This window comes from Micrococcaceae bacterium Sec5.1, assembly GCA_039636795.1.
In the GTDB taxonomy this organism is placed as follows: domain Bacteria; phylum Actinomycetota; class Actinomycetes; order Actinomycetales; family Micrococcaceae; genus Arthrobacter.
In genome coordinates this window covers 5126541-5138565 of record CP143430.1, presented here as the reverse complement: position 1 = coordinate 5138565, position 12025 = coordinate 5126541, and the positions used below count along the sequence as shown (strand labels likewise).

Here is a 12025-nt window from a genome sequence, read left to right as displayed (position 1 = left end):
ACCGAAGCGTGAGGCATAGTGGATCGCCTTACGGGCGGGACTCATTGGAAGACTCCTGGGAGCGTAACCAGGAGATGCCTTTGTCGCTAATGGCGTCCAAGACCTCAAAGGCGACGTCCTTAGTGGATCGGTTCGGCTGGATAGCAAACCAGGTGTCAGTTCCCCATATGAGTACTCCCAAACGCATTGATGTCGTGACAGGACCCAAGACGTTTGCGCTAGGCCGCACACCCATCCACTTCTCCGTCTCACGCTTGGTGATCCACGCCTGGCGGTCGACTGCAGAAAGGTTCACCGTGAAGCGCACCTCATCCGCGGTACTGGACGTTGATCTCTGAATGCCCAGTAATAACCAATGACTGGCGGATGGAAGTTCGAACTGTGCACCGCTTCCGCGGAAACCAAGGCGACGCAGCTCCGGCGCCAATTCCGTGCGCACCATCGAACGAAAGTGGTCCTGCGCAGTGCCTCCAACGATGCTCACGGCACGAGCATAGCCGCAGCAAGGGAGCACAGCGGACAAGGAACAACCGTGCCCGTTGAAGGATCCCAAGGACACTTCTATAGTGCCGTCTTAGTCACCGGGGCTGTTACTCGTCGTATTCCACATCAGCGAAGGCCTTGATCTCGTCGCGAAGCTGCTCCGCAATCCTGGCTCCCTCAGCTCTCCACGCGTTCTCCGCGTCCCGCGAACTCCAACCGCTCACATGCAATTTCTCTGCTTCCCAGGCGTCATACCAAGCTCGAAGCCGGCTGGTGAGCTCCTGAGAGAGTCCGAAATCCGCCGGCTCCATGGTGTATTTAGTCGGATGCTCGGCCGTGCTGTTCTCCCAAAGTGGCCATAGATGCCCGTAATCAGGGAATAGGCGGATAACGCGACGACCTGGTTTGTCTGACATGACCGAATACTAGTCCTGAGCGGAGATCCCGGCCCGCCGCTGAAAAACTGCGCGCCATGTCGCGGCCTCAATCGAGCGTCCTTAGACCAGATGGGCAACGTCCGGTTAGGGATCCCCAATCGCGCGCTGTAACGCACGGTGGGCCACCCTACCCTGATTTGCTCCCAGCTTTGAGATCTACAGTTTGAGAAGCTCAATTACTAGCGCCTCGCCCACGACATGCGATCCTTCCATCAGATAGAAGGTCGCGCCTGGTTGCAACCGGGAGCCCATTACGTCCAAAGCGAGAAACCTGAACTTTGCCTCAGTACGACCCTTTCCATCCGATTTCCCGAATGTAACCACCACACTGTATGGCTCAACATTGACGATCTGTTGAACCTCCCTATCCATGGATGCGTCTGCGAAAACGGCCGTCGAAGCATAACTTGGACCCGAAGGCGGCCCGTTCGGCCGACCTCCTTCGCCGGGGGAGTACCAGCGGATTAGTCCGGATGCTTGATCCCTGTATTCAGGTCTCACGGCAAAATCCTTATACCGTCCATGAATCTATTGAGCGCGGGAAGTTGGGCAGGATCAACATAACGAGCCGGCCTGCCACCAACACGAGCGAAGCGGCGGGCGCGAAGGAGGTTGTGGGTGACGAGGCTGATGGGTGCCTTGGACCAGGCTCGGGTTTGATCAGGCGCAGTCTGGAACGCTTCTTCACGGGGAGCCAAGGACATACGGACGGAAGCAAAAGGTCTGCTGGATTGCGTGCCCGCTGAAGGATCCCTGAGCGGTCAAATGACCGTTCAGTCGAGGACTGCGGCGATCGCTTCAATTTCAACAAGCTAGCTGATGTAACCAAGAACCCTTACGCCCATCAAAGTGCTCGGAGCGTCGTGGGTGCCAAAAGCCGCCCGGACTACGTCCCATGCGGTAACCAAATCGTCCTGGTGAGTTGATGCGACAAGAACGCGGGTGGAGACCACGTCCTCAAGGCTCGCGCCGGCGGCTTCCAAGGCGAGGCACAGGTTGTGGACCGCCTTCTCAGCCTGCGCCGCGTAGTCCCCGACACCCGCCGTCGACCCGTCCTCATTCAAAGGACACGCGCCGGCCAAGAAGATAAGCCGTGCGTTGCTGGGAGCGGTTGCCGCATAGGCGTACTGAGCTGTATCTGAAAGTGCGTTGGAACGTATGAGGGTGACCGCGCGCGACATGAGTGTCCTTCTGTAGGGGGAGTGGCTGTTGCAGCCTAGCAACGGGGGCGCACCAAGGACTGCCCCTCGGACACTTCAAAAGCCCCTAAGCCGATCCTTCACCGGTCACTTAATGCCTCCGTCTGGACTTTCGGGTGCCGAGCGGGCCTCCGCTTGCGCCTTAGAATCTCGGCGAAGACGATGTGAAGCCCTTTTTATTGTGGGAAACAATTCGGGCTAGAGCTCTCGGGGGCTCTAGCTGCATCGCGAGACGCGTTGTTTCAGCGCTTATCGTCAGGCGAAAGAACTTCAATGCTGCGGTCGGTGCCCAAATGTATTGTCACGACGACGCCACTTGACCAGTCCGCCATTCCGGCCTCGACTTCTGATTTCATCGCGCTGAGGCGCTCATCGTCCGGCGCATGGTCTTTGGTCGTTGAGTAGTCGATCCGGCACCACGGCATTATCCCGCCGTCGCCCCAAGTGCTGTTTATGGATGGCGAGGACTCGATGGACTCCCCGATGACCAGAGAGAGCTCGTTCGCAAGACCGTCGCAGTCGTCGGACGCAAAGTAGTCGCCCATACAGCCAGCCAGGAGTGGGGTCAGCACCAGAAGCAGCCCACCTGTCGCGAACGCGCGTTTCATGCTCCGACCATAACAGCCACATTCTCGTCGCCGGCTGCTGGATCGCGTACTCCTACATCAAGGAACAACGTGACATGGCGCGAGCCGCTACGCGACTCGCCTTTTACGAAGAAGCTCTCAGAAAGGGCCCCTGAACATCCAACCGGCAGAAGGAAGTTATGAGGCAATCGGCCTCCTTTAGACCGGGTGCGTCCTTTCAGTGACGCCGGTGACTTTCTACGAGCAAAGGTGGCATCACCCTGCGGTGTCCTCTGGCCTCTAAGCTTGAGATAATTCTCCCGAGCCTCAGCTTCCCATCGGGAAAGTGTATGAACGAAACGTTTGGACATGATTCAGGTAATCGTCGAGTTGTTTGTCAACAGCAGGACCACCCGCAAAGATTTCTTCCGCTATCGCGTCGAATGCCGATCCCACGCCTGAGCCTAGATCACGCACCTGTTCACGAAGTTCCTTCATGACCAATCGCGTTACTGCCTCAAGCGCATGTCGGCGGGCTGTATATGGCGCTTCTTCGGGAGACGCATCGGGGTTCAACAGCACTAGCAGATTGAACGCTTCCCCCCATCCCACGCCTATGCGGAGGTGGGACATCTCCCCCAACACCCGATTCAGCGAGGCTAGGCGCCGCCACCCAGCGCGTTCCAACCACCGGGTGGGAGTCGAATTCTCTTCAAGGCCGACAGCCTGCTGGGGTTTCAGTCTCCAAACCCTCATTCTGGCGGTTTGTTCGAGAACGACGCGTAGCGTCGCCATAGCGCGCATGTCGTCCTCGAGCCAGAGCCAATAGGACCCCCGGAGCGCGTCCGACACCGCTGCTGCTGCTGCATGGATCGGACTCCCCAAAGGAAGCCAGGACGCCAAAACTGCTGCCATTTCACTAGTCACAAGCGGCGGAGTTTCGCTTCCATCTAGGTTGTCCTGCGTGAGGGGACGACCCACCTTCTCGAATTCTCTGTGGAAGGCTGCCTCAGCGGTCCTAATGGATCTGGACCGGTAGTTAGTGAAGCAAAGTTCCATCAATTCTCCGTTGTTGTAGGCCCGGCCGGCGGGTCTTTCCCCGCGGCAGACTGCGTCAAAGTTGGCAGCGGCCCGGTGAATCTGGACTGCGGCGGAACCCTGAATCAACAGGAGATTGACTGGCCACCAAGTACCCGGCCTAGGCGAAACACCAATTCGCTCGATGGAAGGGATGTTTTCTACTAGAGCCCGAGCAATGCTCGGTTTCCCGTTTTCCTGCAACAGGGTAGCGACGCAGAGTGTAAGTTGCTGAGTTGCGAGCACCAAGGCGTCTGAAACCACTCTCAGCGCAGGACGTGCGTCAACTTTCGTATCGATAAACCCACCGTTGGCCCAGTCCAAGACGTCTATGTGCGCCCTAGCGTGGATGATATCGTGCAGACCCTGCATGACCTCCTCAGGGAGTATTTCCCGTCCGTCGACGAGCAGGTCGGTCTGGCCAAAGCGGTATCGATCGAACGGTCGTTTTTTCCAGACCCTGCCCACGAAATCTGCCATTGACTCCTTTGGGTGTTGATGTAGGTCGGTTTGGAAGGCTCGGTTTAGGGTCCAGCGCTCGAGTTGGCTTCTCGCGATAACGGCGGCTCCGACCAACTGACCGGAGAGGAGAAGTCGCACGGATTGCTGAATACTGTCGAGTCCCCACTGGAGTTGATCCGCCCATTCACCGGAGTGACTAGATGGGTGTTGGTCACGATCGTAGCCAGATTGGCAGAGTCCAATGTAGAGCAGACTCAGGTGTCTCAGGGGCGTCCAGCATTCCACAAGGTACTGGGCTGGGAAACGTGCAGTTGCCACCATACGAACGTTGTGGTTCGCGATAAGTCGTTGTCGAATCCACAGGTGCCCGTCGACTTCTGTCGCCGCAAGAAAGTCCATAATCGTGGGCCCAAGCGTCATCCCACGATCCTGCGCGAGCCAACCTTCGGCCATCCTCCTCTTCTCCACAGAGGGGTGAGGAAGCCCTGCCTCCTGTCGCTCACGTTTGGCTCTGCTCTGTCTCCCCATTACAACGACCTCTGCTCGTCAATATGGCCGCCGGAGGCACCGGAAGGGCGCCGGAGTCAGTTACCTACGCACTGGGTGGAAGCTCCCTCATGCAACCAGGATTCAGAAGCGGGAAGATGAGCGCGCTGCGGTGGGTATAGCGAGTGGGACTTCCTCAGGACCTGATCCGCCATCCGTAAGCCTATCCGCTATCGGGCGCAGGCACGTCCGGTGGTGAATAGGCTTACGGGCACCCGCATGCTTTTATCGGCCATTTTTTTCGATCAGGCTGCCTGATTCGTCAGCACCTCTCCTGAGGTGACTTCGATGAGATGGCAATCGATAATGTCGTCGATGAGGAAGGTCACCCGTTCGCCCGGATGCAGGTGAACGTACAGTGGCCAGTTCTCCAGATTTCCTTTAAGCCGATCTCCATCGCGGTGCGTCACCCTCACCCACATGCGTTCCCCTGGGAATCGCGCTACCGCCCACGCAAGCTTCACCAAGTCACCGGGTCCGATCAGTTCTTTGAGTTCAACGTCCGGAATTTCGAATGTCTCCGGCGACTCCAGGTGGCGCTGCAGGCCTGATTCGATCGTGGAACGATGCCATACGTAACGACCCCACGCCCACGAAATGCGCGGCGACAAACCGAGGCGCAGTGCGACTTCAAATTGTTGCGCCACCCAGAACGGGCGCTCCCATCGCGGCACTTCGTAGAGTTCTGCCTGCAATTCTCGCCGCCGATCTATATCAGGTATGAGCCGTACGATTGCGGCGAGGACCAGTCCTGGCGCGAAGCCGAACAGCAACACCGCCAAGCCGAACACGCCAAGGGCCCCTGGAGCAGAAATGAGGTCGGCGATCATGCGAACGCTCCTCGGAGGGTGGAAAATCGCTGCTCGGTCTGGACTCGATGAACTACAGCACCGAGCTCAATTCGACCGGTATCGGTCAGGGTGTAGTAGCGCCGGGGTGGCCTCTTCTGACCTTCCGGCCTTTCCTCCCAATGGTCCTCCAGCCAACCTTCATCTAGCATGCGGTCAAGCTGGGGATATAGAACTCCGGAGCGAACGCCGGAACGTTTGGAGAGCTGATATCCCCAGATGTATCCATCATTTTCGTGAGTCATCTGCAGGATCGTGAGTGCGACCAGCGCGAGCGAGTGCGTAACCTTCATAGGTCTAACTCTACATAGGTTGAGTATTTTCCGGAAGAGGACCGACTAACGGGCGCCCGCTGCCCATTCCGCGAACGCAAGATGGAAGAGTGACTGAAGGCGCACTCGTTCGGACCCCACGGGGTTAGTATTCGGCATGGTCATTTGCCAGCTTGTTCAAGACAACAACACCGAGTGCCCAGTGCCTCACTCGGAGGACCGCTTGATTGAGACGTTTAATGCCAACCATCGGCTGGAAAACGAGTATCACGATCCCCGTTCTTTTCGATTCAATCTCAACGCGTTCCTCGCCTCAGTGAGCTCTATTCGCGAGATTCTCCAGAAGGAGATTGAGCAACGAGGAGACATTCAACGATGGAACCAAGTGCGAGAGCCGTTCAAGGACGACCCCTGGCTGAAGGCTCTCGCCCGGGCTCGAAACATAACCCTTCACCAACAGGCAATTTTCGACGGGAGTTTCGTTCAGATCGGACTCTACCGGGGAAGGAGGCACAAGCTGTCAGTCGCAACCAAAGTTCCACATGACGTGCCAAGCGAATCCCTTCTAAAAATGTGGACCAGTAGCGAAGCTGGCCGCATGCTTCTTGACGAGGAGCACTCTGCGCTCAATGAGCAGTACGGCGTGTGGCGCAAGTACCACATCAAAGAAATCAGCGAGACCGAGGATGTTCTGAGCATGATCCGCCGGGGTGTCATTCGGAGCCATGACATGCTGGCTGCGGCTCATCGCCTCTATGGAATTGACACTGGCTACCTTCCAGACGACCCATTTCTCAGCGAAGACGGCCTCGCCGTGACCACAGTCCTCCTGGAGAGTGATGTGGACCCGACGCTCCCTTCAAAGTGGGGATGGGTATAGACGATGAGGTGCGGCTCTTATGCCTCGAGCAGGAACGAAGCTATGCACCTGGCCGGGAAACAATAGGGCTAGAGCTCCCGGGGGCTCTAACTGCATCGCGTGACGCGTTGTTTCAGCGCTTATCGTCAGGCGAAAGAACTTCAATACTGCGGTCGTTACCCCTATGTATTATCACGACGACGCCACTTGACCAGTCCGCCATTCCTGCCTCGACTTCGGATTTCAGCGCGCTGAGGCGCTCATCGTCGGGCGCATACTCTTTGTTCGTCGAGAATTCGATTCGGCACCATGGCATCATCCCGCCGTCGCCCCAAGTGCTGTTTATGGATGGCGCGGACCCGATGGACTTCTCGATGACCGGAGAGAGCTCGTTCGCAAGACCGTCGCAGTCGTCGGACGCGAAGTAGTCGCCCACACAGCCAGCTAGCAGTGGGGTCAGCAACAGAAGCAGCCCACCTGTCGCGAACGCCCGTTTCATGCTCCGACCATAACAGTCACGGCAGATGCCGCCTCATCACGCGCCCGTAAGCCGGTCGATCACCGTGCCCAAGAAGCGCGCCGCCACGTCCCGTAGTAGTTGCTGGCCCAGACCATGTACGTAAGACCCGCACGATGAAATGCACGATGATGGGGGGATTACTGCAACCTTGTTTGCTATGGCTGGAATGAGAATCGGCTATGCCCGGGGCTCGACAAACCACCAGGACCTGACCGCCCAATGAAACGCTCTTCTGGCCCTTGGTGTTGAACAGAAGCAGATCTTCGTCGATCACGGACTGACGGGAGCGAACCGCGTCCGCGCAGGCCTACGTGAAGCGATGGCGGCAGTCAGAGCCTCCGCCGTCGAAATCGTGACGCGAAAACAGATAACAATCTGGCTGCAGGCGTGAAACCGGCCCTCATTGAGCGAAACGTGAAGCAGTTATTGTGGTAGTTTCCTCTTGAATGTGACCCATGCCATACAAGGGCGGTGTTCACGTGGAGGGGTCTGGGGGGCCATCACCCCTCATGCCAATTCGTAGCTGACGCCGGCCACAGCCGGGAACCGCGGAAGGACGAGCATTGATCTTTGCCACGATCCAGGGCAGCCGCCCGACATGCTGAAATATCTGACGAAGCGGTCGGGCATCTACCTGATCATGATCTTCCTGACGACGAGCGCGGGCTATTTCCTGGCAGTATCAACGCTCAAACCCGCGGTCCTGGAACAGGAGAAGATCCCGCGGCCAACCCCGGAACAAGTAGCCGCCTCCTTCCGTGGACTGGGCCTGGACCCCGACGCCAACCCATGGGAACGCTACATCGGCTGGCTCGGCGGCATCATCACCCGCTGGGACTGGGGGCGCAGCCCAAACGGGGCATTCGTCAACGCGGAATTCGCTGACCGGGTACTCGTTTCCACGCGGCTGTTTATCGCCTCGATCATCCTGACGCTGATCATCGGCGTCGCTCTCGGCGTCTATTCAGCAGCCCGGCAATACAAGTACCAGGACCGCGTCATCACGTCCTACAGCTACCTGGTGCACATCCTTCCGGCACCTATCGCCTACTTCCTGGTCCAGTTGGGCGCAATCAGCGTCAACGAAACCGTAGGCCAGCGCATCTTTTTCGTCACCGGCATCTCGACGCCGGGGATCGAGCCGGGGTGGCCGGCTTTCGTTGACCTTGTGGCCCACTACGCCGTGCCCACCTTCGCGATGACCATCTTCGGTTGGGCCGGTTACCAGATCGCACAGCGGCAGTATCTCCTGGACAACGTGAATGCTGACTTCGTCCGCACCGCCAGGGCAAAGGGACTTACCCGCAACCAAGCCATCCGCAGGCACGCCCTGCGGGTGTCCTTCATTCCCGTCGCGCAGAGCATTGCCTTCACCATCCCCGCGATCTTTACCGGCGGCTTCTTTGCCGAGGCGATCTTCGCCTGGCCCGGCATCGGACTGTGGAGTATCCAGTCAATCGGTCTTCAGGACGTCAACGTCGCCACGGCAACGTTGGCCTACGGCTCGGTGATCTTCGCAATCGGCGCCATCCTTGCCGACTTCGCGACGACGCTGGTCGATCCACGAGTGAGGGTCCAGTAATGACGAACATCATTGATCCGATTGCGGAAATCGACGAGTCAAGGGTTGCCGACCAGGACGTCGTGATTGGGAAGTCCCGCATTATCTTCCGTCGTTTCATGCGGAACCGTACCGCCGTCGCCGGTTTGTTCATCTTCCTGGCGCTGTTCCTCTTCTCCTTGTTCGGCGGATTCCTGACGCCCTGGGACAAGGACACGATCGATCCCCTCAACATCGGCATGGCACCATCACCGGATCACTTCCTGGGTACGTCGCAGGCCGGCATTGACCTTATGGCGCTCATCGTTGAAGGCACACGGATCTCCATCTTTATCGGCCTGATCGTGGGCGGCGTATCTGTCCTGATCTCCGCCGTCTACGGCTGCACCATGGCGTTCTTCGGGGGCAAAGTGGACGCCGTCATGTTGTTCATCCTTGAAGCCCTCATCATGATGCCGGCCATCCTGGTGGTGGCAGTGGCCACCAGCGGAGGTGGCGGACTCAAGGACCTTCCCAGCTGGCTCCTGCTGATCATCGTGCTGCTGTTCTTCAGCTGGATGGGCACCGCCCGCCTGGTGCGCTCCTTGTCGATGTCCCTCATGCAGCGGGACTACGTCAAAGCCGCCAAGTATATGGGTGTTCCCTCCCGCAAGATCGTGTGGCGTCACCTCGTCCCCAACATCGGCTCACTGTTGGTCCTCGATTTCACCCGCGGTATTACCGGGGCCGTCCTGGCCGAAGTGGCGTTCTCCTTCATCGGCATCGGCATCAAACTCCCCGATGTCAGCCTGGGAGTCCTCATCGGCCAGGCCACCGGACAAGTGTCCTCGTTCCCGTGGATGTTCTGGGTACCGCTGACCGTCATGTTCCTCCTAACCGGTTCGCTGGCCATGATGAACGACGGCCTCCGAGACGCCTTCGACCCCAGCTCCAGTTCCATCGGTCGGGCCAAGACCAAGACCGCAAAGGCTGCCAAATGAGCACCAACATCTCCCACACGCCTGCAGAGCGACTTCGCGACGCCGGGCTCTACGCACCCGGCGACGCCGTCCTTAGCGTCCGCGACCTCAACGTCCGCTTCAATTCCGAGAACGGCGTTGTCCACGCCGTGCGCGGCGTCGATTTCGACCTTATGCCGGGCAAAACCCTGGGCATAGTGGGTGAATCGGGCTCAGGAAAGTCCGTCACGTCCATGGCCATCATGGGACTCCTCCCCGAGACCGCTGACATCTCCGGTTCGGTGCGCTACAAGGGCAAGGAACTCCTCGGCCTGAGCGACAAAGCGATGTGCAAGCACCGTGGCAGCGATATCGCCATGGTGTTCCAGGACCCGCTCTCGTCGCTGACCCCCGTTTACACCGTGGGGAACCAGATCATCGAGGCCTTGACCGTCCACAATCCCACCATGAGCAAGCAGGCTAAAGAAGCCCGCGCCGTCGAGCTTTTGCGGATGGTGGGCATCCCGAGCCCCAAGGACCGGCTGAAGGCATTCCCGCACGAGTTCTCCGGCGGCATGCGGCAGCGCGTGATGATCGCCATTGCGATCGCCAACGATCCGCGGGTACTCATCGCGGATGAACCCACGACGGCGTTGGACGTCACCATCCAGGCGCAGGTGCTGGAAGTCCTGCACACAGCACAAGAGGAGACCGGCGCCGCGGTGGTCATGATCACCCACGACCTCGGCGTCGTAGCGGGAATGGCCGACGACATCATGGTCATGTACGCGGGCAAGCCGGTGGAAACCGGGACTGTGGAGGACATCTATTACAACCCGCGCATGCCCTACACTATGGGTCTCCTAGGCGCCGTTCCGCGCGTTGACACTGCCAACAAGCAGTCGCTGGTTCCGATCGAAGGCACGCCGCCCAACCTGGCCCTGCCCGTAACCGGCTGCTCGTTCGCGCCGCGCTGCCCGCTCGCCAGCGATGCCTGCCTGCACGGTGAGCCCGAGCTCTTTTCGGTGCCGGGTTCCCTAGGCCACCGGGCCGCCTGTATCAAAACTGACGAGCTGTCCGGCGACGCGGACGCGCACCAGATTTTCCAGGCGCCGCCCAAGCCCGTGTCAAAGTTCGACGGCGTCGCCCGCCTTGATCGCGACAAGGTCCTTGAGCTCAAGGACGTGAAGAAGCACTTCCCTCTGCTCAAGGGCGCGTTGATCAAGCGCCGGATTGGCACGGTCAAGGCCGTTGATGGCCTGAGTTTCGACATCCGGGAAGGCGAGTGCCTCTCAATCGTCGGCGAGTCCGGTTGCGGCAAGACCACCACGTTGCTGGAGATCATGGAGTTCCACCCGGACCAAGTGGGTGAAGTGGTCATCGGCGGCGTGAGCAACAAGGTAGCCACCGACTCCAAGACCAAGATGGCCATGCGCAAGGAAATGCAGATGGTGTTCCAGGACCCCACGGGTGCACTGGATCCGCGCTTCACGGTGTACGAAGTCCTGGCCGAACCGCTGGAAAACCTGGGCATGCCCAAGGCCGCCGTACGGAAGCGGATCATGGAACTCATGCGGCTCGTGGGCCTGCAGGCGGACCACGTCAACCGCTTCCCCAACCAATTCTCAGGAGGCCAGCGCCAGCGCATCGGCATCGCCCGGGCGCTCGCGGTGAATCCAAAACTCGTGGTGCTGGATGAACCCGTTTCCGCATTGGACGTCTCCGTCCAAGCCGGCGTTATCAACCTGCTGGACCAGCTTCGCGCCGAACTGGGCCTGAGCTACCTGATGGTTGCCCACGATCTCTCCGTGGTCCGCCACATCTCGGATCGCGTGGCCGTGATGTACCTGGGCAAGATCGTGGAAACCGGCGATGTGGATGAAGTTTTCGACAATCCGCGGCACCCCTACACCAGGGCCCTGCTCTCTGCCATCCCAGTACCGGATCCCAATCTGGAACGCACACGTGAACGCATCATCCTGCAGGGCGATCTGCCCAGCCCGCTTGATGCGCCAAAGGGTTGCAATTTCGCAACGCGTTGCCCCGTATTCGCCGCACTACCTGCCGCCAAGCAGGAGAAGTGCCTTACTCTGGAGCCGCCACTTGCTTCAGAAGGTCAACAGGAGTTTGCATGCTTCTTCCCGGACGGGGAAATAGATGCCGACATGCTGGTGGTGCATGCCTGACGACAAATGACTCATTGATTGAACCCTGTATTCAATTCGTAAAGATTTCCAGTCGTAAACATGAAGGGCAA

Annotated in this window: 12 protein-coding genes and 1 pseudogene; 5 read left to right on the top strand and 8 right to left on the bottom strand. The window is 59.0% G+C overall.

Going from position 1 to position 12025, the window contains the following annotated elements; translation table 11 throughout:
• Positions 1 to 28 precede the first annotated feature (28 nt).
• The 7 genes from VUN82_23505 to VUN82_23475 form a co-directional block, all read right to left on the bottom strand.
• The gene (locus VUN82_23505; protein XAS72002.1) at positions 29 to 484 is read right to left on the bottom strand and encodes a DUF4304 domain-containing protein; all 456 of its coding nucleotides are present in this window, start codon (positions 482 to 484) and stop codon (positions 29 to 31) included.
• 106 nt (positions 485 to 590) lie between these two features.
• A complete protein-coding gene (locus tag VUN82_23500; protein XAS72001.1) occupies positions 591 to 899 on the bottom strand; it encodes a hypothetical protein in 309 nt (102 codons plus the stop codon).
• Between the two features lie 833 nt (positions 900 to 1732).
• Positions 1733 to 2101 carry a Rid family hydrolase gene (locus VUN82_23495; protein ID XAS72000.1) on the bottom strand — a complete coding sequence of 123 codons (369 nt, stop codon included), beginning with the start codon at positions 2099 to 2101 and terminating at the stop codon, positions 1733 to 1735.
• Positions 2102 to 2361: 260 nt separating this feature from the next.
• A complete protein-coding gene (locus tag VUN82_23490) occupies positions 2362 to 2727 on the bottom strand; it encodes a hypothetical protein (GenBank protein XAS71999.1) in 366 nt (121 codons plus the stop codon).
• Positions 2728 to 3012: 285 nt separating this feature from the next.
• The gene (locus VUN82_23485) at positions 3013 to 4242 is read right to left on the bottom strand and encodes a hypothetical protein (GenBank protein XAS71998.1); all 1230 of its coding nucleotides are present in this window, start codon (positions 4240 to 4242) and stop codon (positions 3013 to 3015) included.
• Positions 4243 to 5015: 773 nt separating this feature from the next.
• On the bottom strand, positions 5016 to 5600 hold the full coding sequence (locus VUN82_23480) for a hypothetical protein (GenBank protein ID XAS71997.1): 585 nt from the start codon (positions 5598 to 5600) through the stop codon (positions 5016 to 5018).
• Positions 5597 to 5911, bottom strand: coding sequence for a helix-turn-helix transcriptional regulator (locus tag VUN82_23475; protein ID XAS71996.1), 315 nt, complete (start codon positions 5909 to 5911; stop codon positions 5597 to 5599). The genes VUN82_23480 and VUN82_23475 overlap by 4 nt, the downstream gene beginning before the upstream one ends.
• Positions 5912 to 6113: 202 nt before the next feature.
• On the opposite strand from VUN82_23475, the gene VUN82_23470 reads away from it, so the two are divergent.
• Entirely contained in the window at positions 6114 to 6770 is a 657-nt protein-coding gene (locus VUN82_23470; protein ID XAS71995.1) for a hypothetical protein, read from the top strand.
• A 112-nt stretch (positions 6771 to 6882) separates the two neighbouring features.
• Here VUN82_23470 and VUN82_23465 read toward each other — a convergent pair whose 3' ends face one another.
• Positions 6883 to 7248 carry a hypothetical protein gene (locus VUN82_23465; GenBank protein XAS71994.1) on the bottom strand — a complete coding sequence of 122 codons (366 nt, stop codon included), beginning with the start codon at positions 7246 to 7248 and terminating at the stop codon, positions 6883 to 6885.
• 178 nt (positions 7249 to 7426) lie between these two features.
• Here VUN82_23465 and VUN82_23460 point away from each other — a divergent pair.
• The 4 genes and pseudogenes from VUN82_23460 (at position 7427) to VUN82_23445 (ending at position 11954) form a co-directional block, all read left to right on the top strand.
• A pseudogene (locus VUN82_23460) lies at positions 7427 to 7603 on the top strand (recombinase family protein).
• Positions 7604 to 7867: 264 nt separating this feature from the next.
• Positions 7868 to 8851, top strand: coding sequence for an ABC transporter permease (locus tag VUN82_23455; GenBank protein XAS71993.1), 984 nt, complete (start codon positions 7868 to 7870; stop codon positions 8849 to 8851).
• Positions 8851 to 9810, top strand: a complete 960-nt coding sequence (locus tag VUN82_23450) for an ABC transporter permease (protein XAS71992.1) — start codon at positions 8851 to 8853, stop codon at positions 9808 to 9810. The genes VUN82_23455 and VUN82_23450 overlap by 1 nt, the downstream gene beginning before the upstream one ends.
• Positions 9807 to 11954, top strand: coding sequence for an ABC transporter ATP-binding protein (locus VUN82_23445; protein ID XAS71991.1), 2148 nt, complete (start codon positions 9807 to 9809; stop codon positions 11952 to 11954). Before VUN82_23450 ends, VUN82_23445 begins: the two co-directional genes overlap by 4 nt.
• Positions 11955 to 12025: the final 71 nt, after the last annotated feature.

Coding starts and splice junctions, on each gene's coding strand:
- VUN82_23500 (XAS72001.1), bottom strand. CDS start 899: ATGTCAGACAAACCAGGTCGTCGCGTTATCCGCCTATTCCCTGATTAC.
- VUN82_23450 (XAS71992.1), top strand. CDS start 8,851: ATGACGAACATCATTGATCCGATTGCGGAAATCGACGAGTCAAGGGTT.
- VUN82_23475 (XAS71996.1), bottom strand. CDS start 5,911: ATGAAGGTTACGCACTCGCTCGCGCTGGTCGCACTCACGATCCTGCAG.
- VUN82_23485 (XAS71998.1), bottom strand. CDS start 4,242: ATGGCAGATTTCGTGGGCAGGGTCTGGAAAAAACGACCGTTCGATCGA.
- VUN82_23465 (XAS71994.1), bottom strand. CDS start 7,248: ATGAAACGGGCGTTCGCGACAGGTGGGCTGCTTCTGTTGCTGACCCCA.
- VUN82_23490 (XAS71999.1), bottom strand. CDS start 2,727: ATGAAACGCGCGTTCGCGACAGGTGGGCTGCTTCTGGTGCTGACCCCA.
- VUN82_23445 (XAS71991.1), top strand. CDS start 9,807: ATGAGCACCAACATCTCCCACACGCCTGCAGAGCGACTTCGCGACGCC.
- VUN82_23455 (XAS71993.1), top strand. CDS start 7,868: ATGCTGAAATATCTGACGAAGCGGTCGGGCATCTACCTGATCATGATC.
- VUN82_23495 (XAS72000.1), bottom strand. CDS start 2,101: ATGTCGCGCGCGGTCACCCTCATACGTTCCAACGCACTTTCAGATACA.
- VUN82_23480 (XAS71997.1), bottom strand. CDS start 5,600: ATGATCGCCGACCTCATTTCTGCTCCAGGGGCCCTTGGCGTGTTCGGC.